The sequence below is a fragment of the Sphingopyxis sp. RIFCSPHIGHO2_12_FULL_65_19 genome, assembly GCF_001830555.1.
GTDB lineage: Bacteria > Pseudomonadota > Alphaproteobacteria > Sphingomonadales > Sphingomonadaceae > Sphingopyxis.
Map to the genome: position 1 here is coordinate 192,565 of NZ_MIAM01000049.1, position 21,239 is coordinate 213,803.

The following is a 21,239-nucleotide window of genomic DNA, read 5'->3' on the forward strand; positions in this document are numbered from 1 at the left end:
ATGGCCCGCACCCTCATATTCTTGCTGGCGCTCGCGCCGGCCGGGACGGCGCATGCCCAGGCCGTCCAGATCAAGCCGCTCGGCGAAGCCCGCCTCCGCTATGAAACAGTCGATCAGGACGGCCTCGCCGCCAACGCCGAAGCCCTGACCCTGCGGCTGCGCGGCGGGGTCGAGGCCAAGGCCGATCGCTGGTCGGCACTGATCGAGGGACAAGGCAACCTCGCCATCGTCGAAGATTATTTCGACGGACTCCACGGTGCTGCGACACGTCCGATCGTCGCCGATCCCAGAAACATCGCCCTCACCCGCGCCCAGCTGCGCTACGTCGCGCCCGGCTTTGCGGTCACCGCGGGGCGCCAGCGGATCGGTTTCGACGACGAGCGTTTCGTCGGCAGCGTCGGGTTTCGCCAGAACGGCCAGAGCTATGACGCGGTGCGCGCCGAGGTGACGCCGGTGAAGGGCGTGAAAGTCGACCTGGCCTATGCGTGGAGCGTGCGGACGATCTGGGGCATCGACGGCGCGGGGGGGCGGCAACAGGCAGTGTCGGGCGACAATGTCTTTGCCAATGTCGCCGCCCAAACCCCCGTCGGCAAGCTTAGCGGCTTTGCCTATCTCGTCGATCAGGACGAAGCGGCGATGCAGGGTTTCCGCATGTCGAGCCAGAGTTATGGTGCCCGCCTCGACGGGTCGCAAAAAGCGGGCAAGGCGAAGATTGCGTATCAGCTGAGCTATGCGCGCCAGTCGGACTGGCACCGCAATCCCAATGACTATAGCGCCGACTATTATCTCGCCGACGTCGCGGTCGATTTCGGCGGGCCGCGTCTGGGGGCCGGCTACGAGATACTCGGCGCCAGCGGCGGCACCGCGCTCACCAGCTTCCAGACCCCGCTCGCGACCGGGTTCAAATTCCAGGGCTGGGCCGACAAATACCTCGTCACGCCGCCCGATGGGGTCCGCGACCTGTATGCGAGCGCGGGATGGAGCTGGAAGGCGGTTGGCCCGCTGAAAGCCGTCACCGTGCAGGCGGCCTATCACGACTATCGCAGCGACCGCGCGGCGCGGTCCTACGGCGACGAGATCGACCTGCTCGCCAGCGCCAAGCTCGGCAAGATCACCGGCTCAGTGCGCTACGCCCACTACAACGCTGACGGCTTCGCCACCGACACCGACAAATTCTGGCTTCAACTGGACTGGATGCTCTGATGGAACACACACCCCTCAAGGCCAAGGCCGACACGCGCGAGCATCTGGTCGTGATCGGCAACGGCATGGCCGGCTGCCGCGCGGTCGAGGAACTGCTCGCGCGCGACGCCGACCGGTATCGCGTGACAATTTTTGGCGCCGAACCGCGAGTCAATTACAACCGCATCATGCTCTCGCCGGTGCTGGCGGGCGAAAAAAGCTTCGACGACATCGTGATCAACGATGCCGACTGGTATGCCGCGAACGGCATCGCACTGGTCGCGGGCGATCCGGTCGCCGTGATCGACCGGGCGGCGAAAACGGTAACGACGCGCGGCGGCACTACCGAATGCTATGACCGCCTGCTGATCGCGACCGGCTCCGACCCCTTCATCATCCCGGTGCCGGGCAAGGATTTGCCCGGGGTGATCGCGTTCCGCGACATGGACGATGTCGACACGATGCTCGCGGCGGCCGATGCTGGCGGCGACGCAGTGGTCATCGGCGGCGGCCTGCTCGGGCTCGAGGCCGCGCACGGGCTTTCGCTGCGCGGCATGAAGGTCACCGTCATCCACCTGATGCCGACGCTGATGGAACGCCAGCTCGACGAAGCTGCGGGCTGGCTCCTGAAAAACGCGCTCGAAGCGCGCGGTCAGACCATTCTGACCGGCGCCGACACCGCCGAGATCGTCGGCGACGGCAAGGTCGAAGGGGTGAAGCTGAAAGACGGAACGCTGATCCCCGCCAGTCTGGTCGTCATGGCGGTCGGCATCCGCCCCTCGGTGGCGCTCGCCCGCGACGCGGGCCTTGCGGTCGGGCGCGGCATTCAGGTCGACGACCATATGGTCACGAGCGATCCCGCCGTGCTCGCGGTCGGCGAATGCGTCGAACATGACGGACAGGTCTATGGCCTCGTTGCGCCCTTGTGGGACATGTGCCGCAGCCTCGCCGACGGGCTGGTCGAGAAGCCCAGCGGCTATCGCGGCTCGGTGACCTCGACCAAGCTCAAGGTGTCGGGGATCGACGTGTTTTCGGCGGGCGACTTTTCGGGTGGCGATGGGTGCGAAGACATCGTTCTCCGCGACGCCAGCCGCGGCGTCTACAAGCGGGTGATCGTCAAGGACGACCGCATCGTCGGCGCCGTGCTCTATGGCGATACCGCCGACGGCAGCTGGTATTTCGACCTCCTCAAGAAGCAGGAGGATGTCTCCGATCTCCGCGACCTCCTGATCTTTGGCCAGTCCTTCGCCTCGGGAGGAGGCGCCGCGGACCCTAAGGCGGCCGTTGCGGCGCTCTCGGACGATGCCGAGATTTGCGGCTGCAACGGCGTTACCAAGGGCCAGGTCGTCGCGTGCATCGCCAAGGGGGCGCGCAGCCTCGACGCGGTGCGCGGAACCTGCAAGGCGTCGGCGAGCTGCGGCAGCTGCACCGGCCTCGTCGAAAATCTGCTCGCGCTCACCTTGGGCGACGAGGTGCAGGCCGGACCCAAGACGATGTGCAAATGCACCAGCTTCGGCCACGACGACGTCCGCCGCGAAGTCGTCGCGCAGGACATGCGCTCGATCCCCGAGGTGATGCAGAAACTGCACTGGACCACCCCCGACGGCTGCTCATCATGCCGCCCGGCGCTCAATTATTATCTGCTCTGCGCGCTCCCCGGCGACGATGTCGACGACCAGCAGAGCCGCTTCGTCAACGAACGCCTCCACGCGAATATCCAGAAGGACGGGACCTATTCGGTCGTCCCGCGCATGTGGGGCGGGCTCACCAACCCCACCGAGTTGCGCGCGATCGCCGATGTCGTCGAGAAATATGATGCGCCGATGGTAAAGGTGACCGGCGGCCAGCGGCTCGACATCTTCGGGATCAAGAAGGAGGATCTGCCCGCGGTGTGGGCCGACCTCAACGCCGCCGGGATGGTGTCGGGCCACGCCTATGGCAAGGCGCTGCGCACCGTAAAGACGTGCGTCGGGTCCGAATGGTGCCGCTTCGGCACGCAGGATTCGACCGGGCTCGGCGTCAAGATCGAGCGGATGAGCTGGGGCAGCTGGATGCCGCACAAGTTCAAGATCGCGGTGTCGGGCTGTCCGCGCAACTGCGCCGAGGCGACGATCAAGGACTTCGGCATCGTCTGCGTCGACAGCGGATACGAGCTGCATGTCGGCGGCAATGGGGGCATTCACGTCCGCGTCACCGACCTGCTCTGCAAGGTCGCGACCGAGCAGGAGGCGATGGATTATTGCGCTGCCTTCATCCAGCTTTACCGCGAAGAGGCCCGCTATCTCGAGCGTACCGCGCCGTGGATCGAGCGCGTCGGGGTCGAGCAGATCAAGGCGCGGATCGTCGACGACGCAGCGGGCCGCGAGGCGCTGCGCGCGCGCTTCCTCTATGCCCAAAGCTTCTCGCAGGACGATCCCTGGGCGCAGCGCGCCGAGGGCGCCGAGCGTGAACATCATGCGCCAATGGCGCGCTTCACCCCGCAGGAGGAAATGGCATGACCGGCGACTGGCTCGACATTGGCTGGGTCGATGAAATCCCCGTTCGCGGGAGCCGCACCGTGCAAGTGGCGGGCGGCGACGATATCGCGGTCTTCCGCACCGCGGAGGGCAAGGTGTTCGCCCTCCTCGACCGCTGCCCACACAAGCATGGGCGCCTGAGCCAGGGGATTGTCTATGGCGGGGCGGTCGCCTGCCCGCTGCACAATTGGCGGATCAGCCTGTCGACCGGCGAGGCGCTCGGCGACGACAAGGGCTGCACCCCGACGGTGCCGGTCAAAATCGACGCCGGCCGTGTCCTCATCTGCCGCGCGAGCACGCTGAAGGCCGCGGCCTGATGGCCGAGGCGGTCCGCACCACCTGCGCCTATTGCGGCGTCGGCTGCGGCATAAGCGCGACGGTAACCGCCGAGCGCGAGGTTCGGATTGAAGGCGACCCAGACCATCCCGCCAACCGCGGCAAGCTATGCTCAAAGGGCACGCATCTCGGCGAAACTGTGGGACTTGAGGGGCGTCTCCTCCACCCCATGATCGGCAAGAAACGCGCAAGCTGGGACAAGGCGCTCGACCTCGTCGCAAAGCGCTTCAAGGAAACGATCGCGCGCCACGGCCCGGGCAGCGTCGCTTTTTACGTCTCGGGCCAATTGCTGACCGAAGATTACTACGTCGCGAACAAGCTGATGAAGGGCTTCATCGGCACCGCGAACATCGACACCAATTCACGCCTGTGCATGTCGAGCGCGGTCGCAGGCCACATGCGCGCGTTCGGCGAAGACATCGTTCCCGCGACCTATGACGATCTCGATGCCGCCGACCTGATCGTCCTCGTCGGCAGCAACACCGCATGGTGCCACCCGATCGTCTATCAGCGCATCCGCGCGCGCTGCGAGGGGGGCGCTAAACTGGTCGTCATCGATCCGCGCCGCACCGAAACCGCCGAGGAAGCCGACCTGCACCTCGCGATCCGCCCCGGCAGCGACGTCGCGCTGATGAACGGCCTGCTCCAGCATTGCCACGAGGCGGGCGTCGTCGATGAAACATACCTCGCCGCGCACGTCGCGGTGCCCGCGGATTTCTGGGACCAGCTTGGAGAGGGGAACGACCTGTGGTCGGTGGCACGGACATGCGAAGTGCCGGCTGCCGACCTCAGGCGTTTCTACGAGCTGTTTGCCGCGACGCCGCGCACGGTCACGATGTTCAGCCAGGGAATCAACCAGTCGACGTCGGGGACCGACCAGGTCAACGCGATCACTAACCTCCACCTCGCCACCGGCCGCATCGGCAAACCCGGCGCGGCGCCTTTCTCGATCACCGGCCAGCCCAATGCGATGGGCGGTCGCGAAGTCGGCGGGCTCTCCTCGACCCTCGCCGCGCATATGGATTTCGCGCCCGAGAACCGCGACCGCGTCCAGCGTTTCTGGGCCGCGCCTGCGATCGCCGAAAAGCCCGGCCTGAAGGCGGTCGATATGTTCCGCGCAATCGGCGAAGGTCGGATCAAGGCGCTGTGGGTGATGGCGACCAACCCCGCCGTGTCGATGCCCGACGCCAATCGCGTCCGCGAGGCGCTCGCCACCTGCCCTTTCGTCGTCGTCAGCGACGTCATCGAACAGACCGACACCGGCGCCTTCGCGCATGTCCGTCTGCCCGCGGCCGCATGGGGTGAAAAGGACGGCACCGTCACCAACAGCGACCGGACGATAAGCCGTCAGCGCGCGCTGTTCCCGCTGCCGGGCGAAGCGATGCCTGACTGGTGGATCGTCAAGGAGGTCGCGCGGCGCATGGGCTGGAAAAACGCCTTCGCCTATGACCGGCCCGCCGATATCTGGCGCGAGCATTGCCGCCTGTCGACCTATGACAATGACGGCAGCCGCCTGTTCGCGCTGCCCGGCGCGGCGCCGGGCGGCAACGCCCCCTACAACGACATGCAGCCGTTCCGCTGGGGCGGCGATCAGATTTTTGCCGACGGATATTTCCCCACCGACGATGGGCGCGCGCGGCTCGTTCCGGTTGCGCAAAAGCCCCTGCCCGCGCCGCTCGAAAAATGGCCGCTGACGCTCAACACCGGCCGCTACCGCGACCAATGGCACAGCATGACGCGCACCGGCCTCTCGCCCAAGCTTGCGCGCCACCGCGAGGAGCCGCTCGTCGAGGTGCATCCCGACGATGGCGAGCGCCTCGGCCTCATCGACGGCGGCCTCGCTCGCGTCGACACGCCGCAGGGTGACAGCATATATCGCGTTCAATTCAGCGCTGGACAGCGCCCCGGCGAACTCTTCGTCCCGATCCACTGGACCGACCGCACCAGCAGCGGCGGCCGCACCGGCCTGCTCTCGCGGCCGCTCGTCGACCCCGTCTCGGGCCAGCCGGGTTTCAAGCGAACCCCTGCCTCGATCGTGGCGGTCGCGACGAAATGGCGCGGCTTCCTGCTGCTGGCGCACGAACTCGACGCGCCGCCGAAATGCCTGTGGGCGACGCGCATCGCCGTCCCGTCGGGCACGCTATGGGAACTCGCCGGCAACGGCGACCTGAAGTCTATCGAAGCGCTGCTCCCGCGCGGTGAGCGGATCGACGCACAGGACGCCGCGCGCGGGACGCGCCGCGTCGCCATCGTCGCCGACGGCCGCCTCGCCGCTGCGCTGTTCATCACAGAAAGCGGTGAGCTGCCCCCGCGCGACTGGCTGATCGCGCAGCTTGCCGCACCCGAAGTCGCCCCGACGCTGCTAGCCGGTCGTGCACCCGGCGCTCCGGCCGACCGCGGCCCGATCATCTGCATCTGTTTCGACATCGGCCTGAAGACGATCGCCGCGGCGATCCGCGACCAGCAACTCGCCGACGTTGCCGCGATCGGCGCAGCGATCGGGGCCGGCACCAATTGCGGGTCGTGCCGTCCGGCACTTGCAAGAATATTGGCCGAGGAGACAAGCGATGCAGCGTGACGATTTCGCCCCGGGGACTGTGTGGCTGGTCGGCGCGGGCCCCGGTGATCCGGACCTGCTGACCATGAAGGCAGTGAAGCTGATCGCGTGCGCCGACATCGTCTTTCACGATGCGCTTGTAGGAGCCGGCATCCTGAGCCTTATCCCTTCCAAGACCGATGCGGTGAGCGTCGGCAAACGATCGGGGCGGCATTCCAAAGACCAGCGGACGATCGATGCGATGCTCGTCGAGGCGGCGGCGGCCGGCAAAAGGGTCGTTCGTCTCAAGGGAGGCGACCCTTCCATCTTCGGCCGTTCGGCGGAAGAGCTTAGTGCGTTGCGCGAAGCTGGATATCCGGTCTCCATCTGCCCGGGCATCACAACCGCGTGCGCCGCCGCCGCTTCGGCCGGAATATCGCTCACGCTTCGCGGCGTCGCCCGCGATGTCCGCTTCGTCACCGCGCACAGCAAGCGCGGTGCAGCGCTCGATGTCGATTGGAATTCCCTTGCAGGCGGTGGATCGACCTTGGCGTTTTACATGGGACGCGAGGCCGCCGGAGATATCATGCGGGGCCTCATGCGTGCAGGGATGGTCGGCGACACGTCCGTGATGATTGCATGTCATGTCAGCGGTCCCGGCGAACAGCGCCTCACAACACGCCTCGACCTGCTCGAACTGGCGACCCGATCATTCGCCGCTGACGCACCCACTCTGATCGTCGTCGGGGCGGCGGTGACTCAAGCTGATGTCGCACGTGCCGGATTGACGAATGTCGCGCGGTCGACCCATGGGTAAGCTGAGTGAAATCACCGCAGCGTGCGCAGCCTCGATCGATTTCGATTCAGCACTAGCCGTACTTGCTTCCGGTGCAAGGCCGCTTGACCCGGTAGCCGTGCCGCTCTCTGACGCGGGCGGTCGCCATCTGGCGGCGCCAATTCACGCCCTCCTCGACTCTCCGCGGCACGCCTGCGCCGCGATGGACGGCTATGCCGTGCGCGATTGTGACCTTTCCAGAGGCGCCGCGACGTTCCGTTCGATCGGCATCAGATATGCTGGCAGCCACGACGCAGGGGAAATCGGACCGGGCGAGACGATGCGCGTGATGACGGGCGCTCCTGTGCCCCGCGCCGCCGATCGCGTCGTCATGATCGAATATTGCCGCCAAAGCGAAGGCGACGTCAGGATCGATAATCCGCCGTTCGGGAAACCGCACATTCGGCGGCGGGGGTCGGATTTTGCGTTGGGTCAGCTTCTGATTCCCGAGGGCACGAAAGTTACGCCGGCGGTGGCTATATCAGCGGCGGCCGCCGACCATCACGAACTGCTCGTATCGCCGCGCCCGCGCATTCAGCTCCTCGCGACGGGCGACGAGATCGTCGCGCCGGGCTCCGCAGCGGGCGGCGCATCCGTTATTCCGGACAGCCTGAGCGCAGCGATTGAGCTGCTCTGTCATTCCGCAGGAGCGACGGTGGTGTCGAGGGTCAGGCTCCCCGACGACCCGGACATGATCGCGCGCGCAATGGAATCGGCATCGGCCGACATCATCGTCGTCCTCGGCGGCGCATCGCGCGGCGATCGGGACCATGGCCGCGCCGCATTCGCTCCGCTCGGCCTGGAAATCGCTTTCGCCGACGTCGCCATGAAACCCGGCAAGCCGGTCTGGTACGGAAAAGCCGGAGCGCGGCATATTCTCGGGCTCCCGGGAAATCCCACTGCGGCGCTGACGACGGCCCGCCTTTTCCTTTCACCTCTCATCACCTGTCTTCTGGGCGGGGATGTTGCAGACGCCTTGCCTTGGCAGCTGCTCCCGGCCCTCGGGCACATCGAAGCCAATGGGCCGCGCGAGGCTTTCCTGTGTGCGGCGACATCCTTCAGAGGGGTCGAAGTCAGCGATCGACAGGAAGCATCGGGCCAAGCGCGGCTTGCTGAGACCAATGCGCTGGTGCGGCGACCGGCCAACGCGCCGCCGGTCCTTCCCGGCATGCCCGTGCCGACGCTGCCGCTATGCTGCTAGGTCTCTTGGTCCGACAGCTCGCAAAACCTTCGGCGCGCGACGCCGGGCCGCGTATCCCTGTTGCACGAACGCATCCTGAGGCACCGAATGCGGTCCTGCGTGCCATCACAGAGACAATCGCGAAGCATGGCCCGGAAGCGCTGACGCATTCTGAAAAGCTCATCTGGAACACCGCCGTCGTGATCTCCTTCATGACCGGAGATTGCAGGATTGCTGTGCCGTCCGATGCAAGGGTTCTAAGTTGGGGCGCAGCCCGGGCCGGGTTCAACGAAATGGGCTTCCCCGCGCTGGCCGAGTTGGTCAGGCTGTTCGTGCTCGAACTCGCGTACCGCGCGGACCTCAACGTTCAGAACGGGACGGCAAACTCTGCCTCGCTCCTCCGCATCGCAGTATTGAAACAGAGTTTTCAAGCGAGCGAAGGTGACATCGACTTTCCACGGGAGGTCGAGCAGTTGATTTGCCGCGTTTATGAGTGGGCTTGAAAGAGGAAGAGCTCTGCTGGGTGGCAAGGGGTACGTAAGGTGACCCCATTGCCCCGGTCAGGCAGAAACGCAAAAAGAACGCGATGCATCGCAGCGCCGGCTGCCGCTACAGCGTCAGTGGCTGGGCGCGACCTGCCCGTCGGCAGTCAGGCAAATATAAAGGAGCGGACGTTCGTTCTCTGCAGCGGGGCCAAAAAAAGCGCCCGCTCGGGTTGGTCCGAGCGGGCGTGAGGTGGAGAATTCGCCCTCTTGCGAGGTCGAGCTCTCCTTCGGTCGCGCGGCGCTGGTAGGGCCCGGATCCAGGTTGCGATTGGATGGAGACGCCAAATCGGCGGCCGGCGCATTGCCGCCCGGGCGATCAGCAGCTAGCTCTATGCAGACCAGCGGGGGCGGATGGTGATGCGCAGATTTTTCGGACAGATTGCGGCAATTGCCTGCGTGATCGGCGTGGCCCATGCAGCGCCTGCCGAAGCGCAATCGGCCCAAGTTCAGGATGAAGCGCGTAAAGCCGATTTCGACAACCGCATGGCGGACATCAGGAGGCGGCAGAGTGCGCTTCCGTATAGCGACCAAGCCGCGCGCATCGCCCTGCTCACCGAGCGCGCCACGCTGATTGCCGAATATCATGGCGAAGACAGCGTTGCCCATGCCGATGCCCTCCAGCTGCTCGCTTTCGAATATTATTCGGAGAAGCGTTGGGCCGAGGATGCAGCACTTCGCACGCGGGCTCTCGATATTCGTCGCAAGCTCCAGGGCGATCGAGCGAGCGACACACTTTATGCCGTGCGTGCTCTCGCCCACTCGCTAGCGGAAAACGGCCGAAGACCTGAAGCCACCAAAATATTGGCCGACGTTCTAGGAGCCTGGCAAGGCGGCGCCGACCTGCGCGACGCGGCCGAACGCACGGTGCCGCGCGGGCGCACCGTCGAGGGCAAGGCGCTCGGCATGGCCGCTGCCGCGCATGCGAAGCTCACGCTCGAAGGCGGCGATGCGGCCGCGGCGCTGGCGTCGGCGCGTATCGCTGCCGCCTCTTCCCTTGCCTATCGGCGCGGCTTCGGGGTTGGTGTGCTCGACGAGCAGATGGTCGAACTCGCCGAGCGGGATCCCTCCTTTCACACCGGCGAAGAGACGTTCGCCGAATGGTCACGTCTCTACGCCGACGTGCTTTGGGAAGCTGATCAGGCGAGTCCATTGACCAAAGGTGATGCGCTCCTTGTCTTGCAAGACATTATGGCGGGCCGAACTTCGCGGGCCCTGGCGCGATCGGCAGCGACGCGCGCGGCTGCCGCGTCGGGCGCTGCCGGACTTGCCGCAGAACGCGACGCCAAGGCTGCCGAACTCGGCGCGCTCTTCGCGAGGAGCGAGGGTATGAAAACCGGCAGCGATGCAGATCGTGCGCTCTGGCGAGATATCGGCACGGCCGATGCCGCGCTCGAGGCGATCGACGCCCGGCTGACCGCTGCGACGCCGGGCTATTTCGAGCTGGTGAAGCCCGCCCTTGTTGACGAGGCTTCCGCCACGGCCATGCTCGCTGCCGACGAGGCCTTTTTGATGATCGTGCCCACGCCGCGCGGCACGCATAGTCTGGTCGTGACGCGCGAACGCATCGACTGGCACCGCTCCACCATGACCGAAGCGGAACTGGCAGGTCATGTCCGCCGCCTGCTCTGGGACGTCGGCGCGAATATCGACGTTACGCCTGAAGAAGATGAGCGATGGTCTGCTGAGGGCGAAGGCGACTTCCCGTTTGATCGCGGGACGGCCTTCCGCCTCTATGAGGAGCTGATAGCTCCCCTGAGCAAGGCGCTTGCCGGTAAGCGGCATCTCGCACCGTCCTTTTTTCAAGCTGCGCGATCAGGACTGCACATGCTTAGCAGGACTGCAATTGGCCGAAAGCTGACTGACAGCTTTTGGCGCCCAAACAAAGAGAGCGGGCGTTCCGCAGCAATTCGGAGCGCTCGCTCTCTAGGATGTCGAGCATTGATCGTTAGACTTCGATGCCTTCCGCCAACGTCAGGGCATCTTCCACATCAACGCCGAGGTATCGCACCGTGTTTTCGATTTTGGTGTGGCCCAGAAGAATTTGTACGGCGCGCAAATTCCCAGTCGCCTTGTAGATAATCGACGCCTTCGTTCTCCGGAGCGAATGTGTTCCATAGTCTTCGCTGCGAAGGCCGACCGCCGTGACCCACTCATCAACGAGACGCGCATATTGCCGCGTGCTCATATGGGCGGAGTGGTCGATGCGGCTGGGGAACGCATAGTCCTCGATCGATCCGCCGCGACGCTCGAGCCACGCCAGGAGGCTCCCGCGAGCGTCCGACATGATTTCGAATTGAACTGGTCGGCCCGTCTTCTGCTGAATTACGATTGCCCGCGTTCGCAATTCTCCACCAGTCACTAGATCGCCGATCTTGATCTTCACCAGATCACAGCCCCGCAGTTTGCTGTCGATTGCAAGGTCAAACAGCGCCCGGTCTCGAAGTCGGTGCTCGCGATCCAGATGGAAGCGAATGGCCCAAATCTGTCGTGGCTTCAGCGGGCGCTTTGTTCCAATTTTCTTGCCGGAATTCCACGCCGGCCGTGCTACTGGATAGTCAAATTCTGACCTTCCCATGATCGTTCTCCTGAGGCCAACATGGCCACGGACGAAACGCTTCAAATTCTTAGTTCGCAGGCATTTTCGTGGCTGGTCTTGCACGCTGGACGGCCAACGCTCGACCAATCCGCGCGCCGCATGTAGCATCAACCTGTCAAAGCTGTGTTCGGATGGGCGATGGACCGCATCGATGCGATGAAGATTTTTGTGACGGCCGTCGACGAGGGCAGCCTCGCGGGCGCGTCGCGTCGCCTGCGCCGTTCGCCGACTGCCATCAGTCGCGCGATCGCTTCGCTGGAGGCGCATGTGGGCGCGGAACTGCTCCACCGCACGACCCGCAGCATCCGCCTCAGCGACACAGGCCAGCACTATGCGGCATCGTGCCGCCGCATCCTTGCCGAGCTCGAAGAAGCCGATCTGCTTGCCGGGGGCGAACGCGCCGCGCCGCGAGGGCTCCTGACGCTCACCGCGCCGCCGATCAGCGGCGAGGAAATATTGCGCCCCATCCTCGATGAGTTCCTCGATGCCTATCCGCTGGTCACGGCGCGCCTGCTTCTGGTCGACCGGTCGGTCAACCTGATCGACGAAGGGGTCGATATCGCGCTGCGGGTCGCGGAGCTCCCTGACTCGTCGCTGCTCGCAACGCGGGTCGGAGACGGGGTACGCCGGGTCATCGTTGCGGCGCCGCATTATCTGGCGCAGCACCCACCGATCGAAGCGCCCGCCGATATCGTCGGGCACCAGATCATATCGCTGACCCATTTCGGGCTGGAATCCTGGGCCTTCGCCGCCGCCGGTAAATCCGGCGCCGCGCGCACCGTTCACTTCGCGCCCCGCCTCATCGTCAACAGCGTGCGCGCAGCGGTGGCGTCGGCGGTGGCGGGTGGCGGATTGACGCGCGTCTATTCCTATCATGTCGCGCACGAAGTGAAGGCGGGACGGCTGCAGGTCGCGCTTGCCGACGCCGAACCACCGGTCCAGCCAGCGCACCTGCTGACTCCGGCCGGGCGCCGGTCCGTACCGAAGGTCCGTGCCTTCATCGATTTCGCGGCGCCGCGGCTGCGTGCTGCGTTCAACCGGCTGGCTCTCGACGCTAGCAAGCTCTAAGCTATTATGCCGTTAATCGGCATGATGTCTGTCAATCTGTCTAGATTATCACGGAAAATGACCTGCCCTAGATAGATCCTGTCGACGCAGATTGCGCCGGCCGGACCAATGAAATTTGGCCCGCATTCAACCGAAGAAAGGTCAAATATCATGAGCAATGGAAAGAAAGTCGTCGTCATCACCGGCGCATCACAGGGGATCGGCGCGGCCCTCGTCAGCGCCTATCTCGATCGCAACTATCGTGTCGTCGCCACGTCGCGCTCGATCCAGCCCTCGAACAATCCCGACATCCTGACGATCGCCGGCGACATCGGCGATCCCGAAACCGGGCCGCGCGTCATCGCCGCAGCGATCGAAAAATTCGGGCGCGTCGATACGCTGGTTAACAACGCCGGCATTTTCCTTGCCGGTCCGTTCACCGATTACAGCGCACAGCAATATGCCGACGTCGTTTCGACCAACATCAATGGCTTCTACTACATCACCCAGGCTGCGATTGCGGCGATGGAAAAGCTCGGCCGCGGTCACATCGTCAGCATCACGACGAGCCTCGTCGACCATGCCCTGTCTCAGGTGCCGTCGGTACTAGCTGCGCTGTCGAAGGGCGGTATCAACGCCGCGAGCAAAAGCCTCGCGATCGAATATGCGGCGCGTGGTATCCGCGTGAATGCCGTATCGCCGGGGGTGATCAAGACGCCGATGCACACCCCCGAAACCCATGACTTCCTGTCGGCGCTGCACCCCGTCGGGCGCATGGGCGATATTTCGGACATCGTCGAGGCCGTGCTATATCTTGAAAGCGCCGGTTTCGTGACGGGCGAGATCCTCCATGTCGATGGCGGCCAGTCAGCCGGCCACTGATCCGGCGAGAGCGAGGAGACAGATCATGCCGATCGTAACCGTACAAGTCACCAAGGAGGGCACCGAAGCCGGTGTCGATCATGTAACCCCCGAGCAGAAAGCCGCTATCTATAAGGGAATGAGCCAGGTTCTGTTCGATGTGCTCAAGAAGCCCCCCGAATGGACCTGGGTGATCTTCCAGGAAGTCGAGATGGAGGACTGGGGCTGGGGCGGAATGCCCGTCGCAGAATATCGAAAGAAGCTCGCTGGTCCCCCGGGCTGAGTCTCGTCAACGCACCCCCGAAAACACCCGCCATTGATCGCCGATGGCGGGTGTTTGTTTGCGACGCGAGCGGCAATTGCTTGCAGCTGTGACGACCGGGCAAATTCCGCTATTCAGCGTGCGGGCAAGAGAGGGAGACAGATGGATCGTCTTGACGCCATGCGGGTGATTCTGGCGGTCGTCGACGCGGGCAGCCTGTCCGCGGGGAGCCGCAAGCTGAATGCGCCGCTCCCCAGCGTCAGCCGCAAGGTCGCCGAACTCGAGCGGCATCTCGGCACCAACCTCCTCGTCCGCACCAGCCGCAACATCCAGCTCACCGATGCCGGGCGCGATTATGTCGAAGCCGCACGGCGGATTATCGCCGACCTCGACGAGGCCGAACGGCGCGCGTCGGGCGAATATAACACGCCGCGCGGCGAACTGACGGTCACCATGCCGGTCGAGTTCGGCGCACACCATGTGATGCCGATCGCGCTGTCGTTCATGGCCGAATATCCCGAAGTCACCTTGAACCTCATCGTCTCCGACCGGCGCACCCATATGGTCGATGAACATATCGACGTCGCCATCCGCCTGGGCCATCTGGCCGACAGCGCTCTCTATGCGGTCAAGACAGGCGACTTTCGCCTGATCACCTGTGCGAGCCCCGATTATCTCGAACGGCATGGCACGCCCACGGACCCGCGCGAACTTTCCGCTCACGATGGCATCCTGTTCGGCACCCGGCAAATATTCTGGACCTACCGCATCGACGGCGAGGAGATGATCTGCGCGCCGCGGACGCGGATTGCCGTCAATAGCGCTGCGGGCAATCTGGCAGCGGCGCTCGGCGGGGTCGGGATCGCGCGCCTCTTCGATTATCAGCTGTCGGGGCAACTCCAGTCGGGCGCGCTCGTGCGGGTACTTCACGACGGCGACAGCGAGCCGCGCCCGGTGCATATCGTCTATCCGCGCCAAGGGCTGCTGCCGCTAAAGGTGCGCGCCTTTATTGACTGGGCGACGCCGCGGCTACGCGCCGCATGCACGGGTTTCGACTGCCCCTGACCCGACCCTTGCCGCGATTGAGAGGCTCGCTCTCGCTTTCGCCCGCTACCGGCATTTTCCCGCACGACTAAATCGTTCTGGTCCGCCCCGTCCATCACGGTCGGTGGGCATCCATCCCTTGTTGGAAAGGAAGAACGATGAACGAAGCAAAGGGCACTGCCCTCATTACCGGAGCGTCGAGTGGAATTGGCACGCTTTACGCCGATCGCCTGGCTCGCCAAGGCTATGACCTGATCCTTGTCGCGCGCAACGCCACCAAACTCGAGCGCGTGGCACAAGCGATCCGGAAAGCCACCGGCCGCCAGATCGACACGCTGCCCGCTGACCTTGCGAACCCCGCCGAACTTCTTCTCGTCGAAGCCCGGCTCGCGAACGAGCGCAGCATCACCTTGCTGGTCAACAACGCCGGCATCGGGTCGACCGCTCGCGCCCTCGACGCCGACGTCGATACGATGAGCGCAATGGTGTCGCTCAATGTCGAGGCGCTGATGCGTCTGACCTATGCGGTCGTGCCCGCCTTCGTGGCACGCGGCCGCGGCACGATCGTCAACATCGCCTCGATCGTCGCGGTTGCCCCTGAGGTGCTGAACGGTGTTTATGGCGGGTCCAAAGCCTTTGTTCTCGCATTCAGCCAGAACCTGCGTCACGAACTCGACGGTACCGGGGTCGGCGTGCAGGTCGTCCTGCCGGGAGCGACCGCGACCGATTTCTGGGACATCGCGGGAACCCCCGTCGAGCATTTGCCCGGCGAGATCGTCATGCGCGCCGACCAGCTCGTTGACGCCGCGCTGACTGGCCTCGCGCGTGGCGAATTTGCGACAATCCCCAGTCTTCACGACGAATCCCGCTGGGCCGCCTTCGAGGCAGCCCGGCAGGCCATGGCGGGCGAATTGTCCACCAGCACCCCCGCGGCCCGGTATCTAGCCGCCTAACCCCCGAAGCATAGCAGGAGTAGAATCATGTCACAGAATATCGTCTATACCGGAAAAACCCACACCACCGGCGGCCGCGACGGCGCGTCGCGCAGCTCGGACGGCGAACTCGATATCGCGCTGTCGCCGCCCGGATCGAACCGCACCGGGACCAACCCCGAACAGCTGTTCGCGGCCGGCTGGTCGGCCTGCTTCCTCGGCGCGATTGGCAAGGCTGCCAGCGAACAGAAATTGCGGCTGCCTGCCGACGCCGCTATCGACGCCGAAGTCGATCTTGCGCTGGACGATGGGGGCTTTTCGCTGATCGCGCGTCTCAACGTCAGCCTGCCCGGCATCGACCGCGACACCGCCGAAACGCTGACCGCCCGCGCGCACGAGATCTGCCCTTATTCGAAGGCGACGCGCGGCAATATCGCGGTCGACATCAATATCGTCTGACCCACCCAAAACCGTCGCGCCTGTCGCCATGACATGGCGCGACGGTTTTTGCCGCCAAACTGCGGATGAATAAGGACCTGGATCATGAACATCCAAATGAAACGGAAAATCGCTTTCGCCCTCCTGATGGGAGTCGTGACAACCGGGATTATTTCCTTCACCCTCCTCGCGCTCAATCTCGGTTTTGCGACCGGCTTTGTCGAGACATGGCTGCGTTCCTGGGCGATCGCCTATGTCATCGTCATTCCCGCGATCCTTCTGATCGGGCCGCGTTTGCAGGCCCGCATCGACCGGGTCATCGGCAAGGAGGCGTAAGGTGAAGCACGCAATCTCAAATTTATTTGCCGCCATCCTGTTCACGGCTGGCGCGGCAGCCGCTGCAACTAACACGCCCGCAGGCGTCACGCGCACCGACCTGCAGCGGCACGACCTGTCGATCGCGGGCCGCGAAACCATCCAAGCGCGCATCGACATTGCCCCGGGTGCGGTGGCCCCATGGCATCGCCATCCCGGCGAGGAAGTCATCTATGTCATCGAGGGGACACTCGAATATCAGCTCGAGGGTCGACCGCCGGTCACCGTCACGGCCGGCCAGGTTCTCTTTGTTCCCGCGGGCGTCGCGCATATGGCGCGCAATCGCACCGCCACGAATGGCGCTGAACTCGCGACCTATATCGTCGAAAAAGGCAAACCGCTGCTTGTGCCTGCCGAGGTGCCAACAAGCGAAACGGGAACACAGGAGACGTCGCGATGATCCGTACCCTGCTCTTTGCAGCGCTCGGTTCGATCTTGGCGACCACCGCAGCCGCGCAGCCGATTGATGCCGGGCGCGAAGCTTCGCAATTCGTGCCGATAATCAATGAACCGCCTGCTGAACTGTTCGTCGATCCGCCGCTTGCTGGTCCGCTTGCACGGGGGGCAGTCATCATTCCCTATCAGACGAAGCATTTCCGGATTCTGCCGGTCTTTGGAGCAAGCGCCGTCGATGTCTCGCCGCGCGCAGGCCATCTGCATGTCAGTGTTGATGATTTGCCCTGGCGATGGGCGGCCGCTGGCGACAATGGCGCCGTCGTCGTGAACGGCCTTCCTCCCGGCCCCCATAAGATATTGATCGAACTGGCGACGCCCGAGCACAAGGTTCTGACTGGCAGATCCGTGTCCTTCATCGTCCCAGACTTGACGAAAACAACCGCGACTGGGCCGTCACACGATCATTGATGTGGGTTCTGGCCGATTGCCGTCTGTCCGGTTTTGGTAGCGGGAACGAGTAAGTTGACGATGGACCAAATGCTGGCACGCACCTGCAACGCGAGCTCCGCAAATCGCGACTTAGACCGGCGAATTGCAATGCGGAAGCGGGCGGATATTCGAGTCTAGCGGCTGTGATCCCACCCGGCATCGCGCGCCGCTTGCTCGGCTGCGCCATCGAGCGGCTCCCCCGCCATCATCGTCGCAGCTACAGCAGCGAGCTCCCCCGACGACGCCTGCCGGTAGGCGCCTCGCGCCTGTCCGCGAAGCGTCCGTTCGAGTTGCCAACGCTCGCTCTCGCGGCAGCCAATCCCGTCGATCGAAGCGCTCTCGAAGGTGCGGCAATAGCGCCCGGCCTTGTCTTGGAAGCTGACGCCGATCCGTACCGCAGCGTCGCCAGGCTGGCTGGACGCAAGCTGCATGTCGAGCGCCTCGGCGAGCGGTCCTGCCGCGACCAGCGTGCCGCCCTCGCTCGCCACATCGGCTATGGGCATCCAGGGACGCAGCCCAATCGTCAGCCCAAGCACGAGCGAGGCGGCGATGGCGCCCCAATGTATGGCGCCGAAGCGCGTGCGCCTTGCATCGCGGCGATCGGCAAGGCTGGTGTCGACCTTATCATCGACCGCGAGCAGCGAGCGCAGCCGATCGGGAACCGCCTCTTCCGCGATGGGCGCATAATGCGCAGCCAAACGCGACTTGACCGCGCGGTGGCGTGCGATCTCCGCGGCGAGCGCGGCATCGGTTGCGGCCTCGCGCTCGATCCGGCGGGCGGTCAGGTCGTCGAGTTCGCCGTCGACGAAGGCAGCGACCGTTTCGGGATCCAAGCTCATGCCGCCTCTCTCAGATAAAACATCAATGTTTCGCGCCCTCGGGCGAGGCGCGAGGTAACGGTGCCGATCGGCACCTCGAGTATGTCCGCGGCCTCGCGATAGGCATAACCTTCGACGAGTATGAGCATCACGACCTCGCGTTGTTCGTCGGGAAGCCGTGCCATCGCGCCATCGACGTCACCGCGCAAAGCCCCCGCCTCCACCTCGGCCGCACCCTGGCCCGCGATCTGTACGACCTTGTCGTCGATCGGTGTCTGAACGCCGCGCCGGCCCGCGGCACGGCGCTCGTCGATCCAGAGATTGCGGGTAATGCGGTACATCCAGCTATCCAGTCTTGTCCCTTGTTGCCATTGGTCACGCGATTTCAGCGCGCGTTCGATCGCGGCCTGGCACAAATCGTCGGCGTCGCTTGCATGGCGCGCCAATCCGCGAGCGAACCGGCGCAAGCGCGGCAGTAATTCGACCAGTTCCTCTTCGAAGCGCATATTTGCCTTTTTGCTATGTCCGAGGAAGAAACGACGCCACCCTATCGTTTCTTCCGCATCATGCTAAATTTTTTGCGCGGCCGGTTCGTCGTCTGCCGGCCCCACCGATACAAGGAATTTCGATGCGCGTTTTGATCACTCTGGTCCTGACGATTTCGCTTGTGTCCACCGCAATGGCCACGCGCCTGTTCGCGCAGATAGCGCTGCCACCGGTCCAGCTTCCCGACGCTTCGCGCACGCTGCCCTCGCTGCCGAACCTCGGCGCCGAGCCGGTGATTGCCGTAGGTGACACCCTCGCGAAGGTGCGGCTCGACCGGATCACCACGCTGCTTCGCGACAATCGCGACCGTATCGAGCCCGACCGCGAAGGGCAGCCCGCGGTGCGCGGCATTCTCGTCGCGACAGGCGTCGGCGACGCGATGGTCGCGCGCGCGGCGAAGGAGGGGTTCCGGCTGATCGACCGCGATCATATCGAAGGGCTCGATCTCGATATCGTCCGTTTCGCGGTTCCCGAAGGACGCAGCCTTGGCCGTGCGCAAAAACAGCTCGCCAAGCTACTTCCCGACGCCGAAATCGATGCCGACCATATCTATTTCGCGAGCGGTCCCGGCGGTGCGCTTCCTGCGCCCGCGCTGGCGACAACCGCGTCATCCGGAAGGGCATCGCTCGGACTGATCGACGGCGGCGTTGCTCCGCATCCGTCGGTCGCAGGGCGCGTCGAGCAGCGCGGCTTTGCTGCTGGTGCGCCTTATGCGAGCCGCCATGGCACCGCGCTCGCGTCGCTACTGATCGGTAGTGGCCCGGTGCGGGGCTCGGCCCCGGGGCAAAACCTTCTCGCCGCCGACGTCTATGGCTCCGATCCGGCGGGCGGTAACGCCAGCGCTATCGCGCGCGCGCTCGGCTGGCTGGTTCAGCGCGGGGTCGCAGTGATAACGATCAGCCTTGTCGGACCCGATAACAAGCTGCTGGCAACCGCGATCACGCGCGCGCAGCAGCGCGGCATGCTGATCGTCGCGGCGGTCGGCAACGATGGCCCTGCCGCCCCACCCGCTTATCCGGCATCCTATAAGGGGGTGTTTGCTGTAACCGGTGTTGACGGCAAGAACCGCGTGCTTCCAGAGGCGGGCCGCGCGCTCCATACCGACTTCGCCGCGCCCGGCGACGCGGTGCTCGCCGCGACCGGTGCCAACACAACAAATCGCCTGCGCGGCACATCTTTCGCCGCACCTCTGGTCGCAGGACGCCTCGCGCTCCGCTATCCGACTCCGGCGATAGACCGTATATCCCCAGCGGTCTCCGCGCTGGTTTTCGAAGCGCGCGACCTGGGCAAAACGGGCCGCGACAAGACTTACGGCCACGGGCTGATTTGCGGCGATTGCGGCGGCCGCTGATCCGCCGGAAACTTTCTCGGAAGAAATCCGAACGTCCTGTCGTTCTTCCTCCAGGCCCTCCCCTCCGGGCCGCAAGATGAAGGAGATGGACAATGGCACATCGTATTTTCACCTCGGCTCTCGCGCTTGCCGCGTCGGCCATGGCATTTTCGCCCCCCGCCACGGCGCAGCTGCTCGGCGGCAGCGGCGGACTTGGTGGTGGCCTTGGCGGAACGTTGGGCGGCACGCTCGGCAATCCGACCGGGCCGATCGGCGGCACCCTCGGCACCGCGAGCGACATCACCGGCTCGGGCCGCGGCGACGCCCAAGTCGATCGCCGCTCGGGCCGGGTCCAAGGCAAGGGCAACGCCGATGCGAACGGCAACGGCTCGGCCAATGGCAATGCCGACCTGCTCGGCAGCCCCATCGGCGGCAACGCCAATGGCTCCGGCAGCGCCGCGGGCAGCGGCAGTCTCCACGCGCAGGCGGTTGGCACCGATTTCGTCGGCCAGACCGCCCGCGACGCCGTCGGCACCGCGCAAGGCACCGCATCGACCGCAACCGGCACCGCGCGCGGTGCGGTCGGGACCGTCCGTGACCGGGCCGGCGGCGCGCTGTCAAACGTCTCAGGCAGTGCCAGCGGCGTCGGTTCAGTCGCGGGCGGCTTCCAGGGCAGCCTTGGCCAGCTCGCGGCCGCTGGCAGCGCCGCCGCCAGTGGTAACGGCATGTTCGCGGTGGCTCCCGGCATGCCCGTCACCGATCCGCGCGGCAAGGTGATCGGCCATGTCCAGGAACTGCGCCAGACCGGACGCGGCGTCGTGCAGGCGGTGACGGTCGAGGTCGGCAATCGCGTGGCGACGCTTCCCGCCGTAAGCTTTGCCGGCTCGGGCGATGTCCTCGTGACTGGCATGACCAAGGGCCAGCTCACGAAAGCGGCCGAGCACCAGGACGTCAGTGAATAATCGATCGAAAGGG

At 65.0% G+C, this 21,239-nt stretch carries 21 protein-coding genes; 18 read left to right on the forward strand and 3 right to left on the reverse strand.

The genetic code is table 11. The annotated features are described in order from the left end of the window. Genes A3E77_RS14280 through A3E77_RS14310 form a run of 7 tightly spaced genes read left to right on the forward strand, consistent with a single transcriptional unit; the run spans position 1 to position 9,088 of the window. Positions 1–1,203 carry an alginate export family protein gene (locus A3E77_RS14280; protein WP_293647083.1) on the forward strand — a complete coding sequence of 401 codons (1,203 nt, stop codon included), beginning with the start codon at positions 1–3 and terminating at the stop codon, positions 1,201–1,203. Next, positions 1,203–3,680 (forward strand): nitrite reductase large subunit NirB, encoded by a 2,478-nt coding sequence (gene nirB / locus A3E77_RS14285; RefSeq protein WP_293647085.1) that lies wholly within the window; start codon positions 1,203–1,205, stop codon positions 3,678–3,680. The genes A3E77_RS14280 and nirB overlap by 1 nt, the downstream gene beginning before the upstream one ends. Further along, entirely contained in the window at positions 3,677–4,015 is a 339-nt protein-coding gene (gene nirD / locus A3E77_RS14290) for a nitrite reductase small subunit NirD (RefSeq protein ID WP_293647087.1), read from the forward strand. The genes nirB and nirD overlap by 4 nt, the downstream gene beginning before the upstream one ends. Beyond that, entirely contained in the window at positions 4,015–6,612 is a 2,598-nt protein-coding gene (locus tag A3E77_RS14295; protein ID WP_293647089.1) for a nitrate reductase, read from the forward strand. The genes nirD and A3E77_RS14295 overlap by 1 nt, the downstream gene beginning before the upstream one ends. Beyond that, a complete protein-coding gene (cobA, locus tag A3E77_RS14300; protein WP_293647091.1) occupies positions 6,602–7,387 on the forward strand; it encodes a uroporphyrinogen-III C-methyltransferase in 786 nt (261 codons plus the stop codon). The genes A3E77_RS14295 and cobA overlap by 11 nt, the downstream gene beginning before the upstream one ends. Further along, positions 7,380–8,606 (forward strand): molybdopterin molybdotransferase MoeA, encoded by a 1,227-nt coding sequence (locus A3E77_RS14305; RefSeq protein WP_293647093.1) that lies wholly within the window; start codon positions 7,380–7,382, stop codon positions 8,604–8,606. The genes cobA and A3E77_RS14305 overlap by 8 nt, the downstream gene beginning before the upstream one ends. Further along, a complete protein-coding gene (locus A3E77_RS14310) occupies positions 8,597–9,088 on the forward strand; it encodes a hypothetical protein (protein WP_293647095.1) in 492 nt (163 codons plus the stop codon). Before A3E77_RS14305 ends, A3E77_RS14310 begins: the two co-directional genes overlap by 10 nt. Positions 9,089–11,075: 1,987 nt before the next feature. Here A3E77_RS14310 and A3E77_RS14315 read toward each other — a convergent pair. Beyond that, positions 11,076–11,705 (reverse strand): tyrosine-type recombinase/integrase, encoded by a 630-nt coding sequence (locus A3E77_RS14315; RefSeq protein ID WP_293647207.1) that lies wholly within the window; start codon positions 11,703–11,705, stop codon positions 11,076–11,078. Between the two features lie 159 nt (positions 11,706–11,864). Here A3E77_RS14315 and A3E77_RS14320 point away from each other — a divergent pair, with 159 nt between their 5' ends. From A3E77_RS14320 to A3E77_RS14360, 9 genes are all read left to right on the forward strand, one after another. Beyond that, positions 11,865–12,794, forward strand: coding sequence for a LysR family transcriptional regulator (locus A3E77_RS14320; RefSeq protein WP_293647097.1), 930 nt, complete (start codon positions 11,865–11,867; stop codon positions 12,792–12,794). A gap of 150 nt (positions 12,795–12,944) precedes the next feature. Next, positions 12,945–13,655, forward strand: coding sequence for an SDR family NAD(P)-dependent oxidoreductase (locus A3E77_RS14325; protein ID WP_293647099.1), 711 nt, complete (start codon positions 12,945–12,947; stop codon positions 13,653–13,655). Between the two features lie 25 nt (positions 13,656–13,680). After that, a complete protein-coding gene (locus A3E77_RS14330; protein WP_056369379.1) occupies positions 13,681–13,917 on the forward strand; it encodes a tautomerase family protein in 237 nt (78 codons plus the stop codon). A gap of 141 nt (positions 13,918–14,058) precedes the next feature. Continuing rightward, the gene (locus tag A3E77_RS14335) at positions 14,059–14,961 is read left to right on the forward strand and encodes a LysR family transcriptional regulator (protein ID WP_293647101.1); all 903 of its coding nucleotides are present in this window, start codon (positions 14,059–14,061) and stop codon (positions 14,959–14,961) included. 137 nt (positions 14,962–15,098) lie between these two features. Beyond that, the gene (locus A3E77_RS14340; RefSeq protein ID WP_293647103.1) at positions 15,099–15,893 is read left to right on the forward strand and encodes an SDR family NAD(P)-dependent oxidoreductase; all 795 of its coding nucleotides are present in this window, start codon (positions 15,099–15,101) and stop codon (positions 15,891–15,893) included. Positions 15,894–15,920: 27 nt separating this feature from the next. After that, positions 15,921–16,331 carry an organic hydroperoxide resistance protein gene (locus A3E77_RS14345; protein ID WP_293647105.1) on the forward strand — a complete coding sequence of 137 codons (411 nt, stop codon included), beginning with the start codon at positions 15,921–15,923 and terminating at the stop codon, positions 16,329–16,331. A gap of 84 nt (positions 16,332–16,415) precedes the next feature. After that, positions 16,416–16,646, forward strand: a complete 231-nt coding sequence (locus tag A3E77_RS14350) for a DUF2798 domain-containing protein (RefSeq protein WP_293647107.1) — start codon at positions 16,416–16,418, stop codon at positions 16,644–16,646. A 1-nt stretch (position 16,647) separates the two neighbouring features. Beyond that, entirely contained in the window at positions 16,648–17,085 is a 438-nt protein-coding gene (locus A3E77_RS14355) for a cupin domain-containing protein (RefSeq protein WP_293647109.1), read from the forward strand. After that, positions 17,082–17,549: a DUF6130 family protein gene (locus A3E77_RS14360; protein ID WP_293647111.1), complete on the forward strand. Its 468-nt coding sequence runs from the start codon at positions 17,082–17,084 to the stop codon at positions 17,547–17,549. The genes A3E77_RS14355 and A3E77_RS14360 overlap by 4 nt, the downstream gene beginning before the upstream one ends. Before the next feature lie 155 nt (positions 17,550–17,704). Here the strand turns inward: A3E77_RS14360 and A3E77_RS14365 are convergent, their stop codons facing one another. Next, positions 17,705–18,409 (reverse strand): anti-sigma factor, encoded by a 705-nt coding sequence (locus A3E77_RS14365; RefSeq protein WP_293647113.1) that lies wholly within the window; start codon positions 18,407–18,409, stop codon positions 17,705–17,707. After that, on the reverse strand, positions 18,406–18,894 hold the full coding sequence (locus A3E77_RS14370; RefSeq protein ID WP_293647115.1) for an RNA polymerase sigma factor: 489 nt from the start codon (positions 18,892–18,894) through the stop codon (positions 18,406–18,408). The genes A3E77_RS14365 and A3E77_RS14370 overlap by 4 nt, the downstream gene beginning before the upstream one ends. A gap of 122 nt (positions 18,895–19,016) precedes the next feature. Between A3E77_RS14370 and A3E77_RS14375 the strand changes: the two genes are divergently transcribed. Then, complete coding sequence (locus A3E77_RS14375) at positions 19,017–20,285, forward strand: S8 family serine peptidase (RefSeq protein ID WP_293647117.1); 1,269 nt, start codon at positions 19,017–19,019, stop codon at positions 20,283–20,285. 92 nt (positions 20,286–20,377) lie between these two features. Beyond that, on the forward strand, positions 20,378–21,226 hold the full coding sequence (locus A3E77_RS14380) for a hypothetical protein (protein WP_293647119.1): 849 nt from the start codon (positions 20,378–20,380) through the stop codon (positions 21,224–21,226). The last annotated feature ends 13 nt before the right edge of the window (positions 21,227–21,239 follow it).

What these genes read in the sequence shown, in the direction of transcription:
- A3E77_RS14370 (WP_293647115.1), bottom strand. Translation starts at nt 18,894, where the DNA reads ATGCGCTTCGAAGAGGAACTGGTCGAATTACTGCCGCGCTTGCGCCGG.
- A3E77_RS14295 (WP_293647089.1), top strand. Translation starts at nt 4,015, where the DNA reads ATGGCCGAGGCGGTCCGCACCACCTGCGCCTATTGCGGCGTCGGCTGC.
- nirB (WP_293647085.1), top strand. Translation starts at nt 1,203, where the DNA reads ATGGAACACACACCCCTCAAGGCCAAGGCCGACACGCGCGAGCATCTG.
- A3E77_RS14315 (WP_293647207.1), bottom strand. Translation starts at nt 11,705, where the DNA reads ATGGGAAGGTCAGAATTTGACTATCCAGTAGCACGGCCGGCGTGGAAT.
- A3E77_RS14340 (WP_293647103.1), top strand. Translation starts at nt 15,099, where the DNA reads ATGAACGAAGCAAAGGGCACTGCCCTCATTACCGGAGCGTCGAGTGGA.
- A3E77_RS14330 (WP_056369379.1), top strand. Translation starts at nt 13,681, where the DNA reads ATGCCGATCGTAACCGTACAAGTCACCAAGGAGGGCACCGAAGCCGGT.
- A3E77_RS14365 (WP_293647113.1), bottom strand. Translation starts at nt 18,409, where the DNA reads ATGAGCTTGGATCCCGAAACGGTCGCTGCCTTCGTCGACGGCGAACTC.
- A3E77_RS14345 (WP_293647105.1), top strand. Translation starts at nt 15,921, where the DNA reads ATGTCACAGAATATCGTCTATACCGGAAAAACCCACACCACCGGCGGC.
- A3E77_RS14325 (WP_293647099.1), top strand. Translation starts at nt 12,945, where the DNA reads ATGAGCAATGGAAAGAAAGTCGTCGTCATCACCGGCGCATCACAGGGG.
- A3E77_RS14310 (WP_293647095.1), top strand. Translation starts at nt 8,597, where the DNA reads ATGCTGCTAGGTCTCTTGGTCCGACAGCTCGCAAAACCTTCGGCGCGC.
- A3E77_RS14375 (WP_293647117.1), top strand. Translation starts at nt 19,017, where the DNA reads ATGCGCGTTTTGATCACTCTGGTCCTGACGATTTCGCTTGTGTCCACC.
- A3E77_RS14280 (WP_293647083.1), top strand. Translation starts at nt 1, where the DNA reads ATGGCCCGCACCCTCATATTCTTGCTGGCGCTCGCGCCGGCCGGGACG.
- A3E77_RS14335 (WP_293647101.1), top strand. Translation starts at nt 14,059, where the DNA reads ATGGATCGTCTTGACGCCATGCGGGTGATTCTGGCGGTCGTCGACGCG.
- A3E77_RS14320 (WP_293647097.1), top strand. Translation starts at nt 11,865, where the DNA reads ATGGACCGCATCGATGCGATGAAGATTTTTGTGACGGCCGTCGACGAG.
- cobA (WP_293647091.1), top strand. Translation starts at nt 6,602, where the DNA reads ATGCAGCGTGACGATTTCGCCCCGGGGACTGTGTGGCTGGTCGGCGCG.
- nirD (WP_293647087.1), top strand. Translation starts at nt 3,677, where the DNA reads ATGACCGGCGACTGGCTCGACATTGGCTGGGTCGATGAAATCCCCGTT.
- A3E77_RS14360 (WP_293647111.1), top strand. Translation starts at nt 17,082, where the DNA reads ATGATCCGTACCCTGCTCTTTGCAGCGCTCGGTTCGATCTTGGCGACC.
- A3E77_RS14380 (WP_293647119.1), top strand. Translation starts at nt 20,378, where the DNA reads ATGGCACATCGTATTTTCACCTCGGCTCTCGCGCTTGCCGCGTCGGCC.
- A3E77_RS14305 (WP_293647093.1), top strand. Translation starts at nt 7,380, where the DNA reads ATGGGTAAGCTGAGTGAAATCACCGCAGCGTGCGCAGCCTCGATCGAT.
- A3E77_RS14350 (WP_293647107.1), top strand. Translation starts at nt 16,416, where the DNA reads ATGAACATCCAAATGAAACGGAAAATCGCTTTCGCCCTCCTGATGGGA.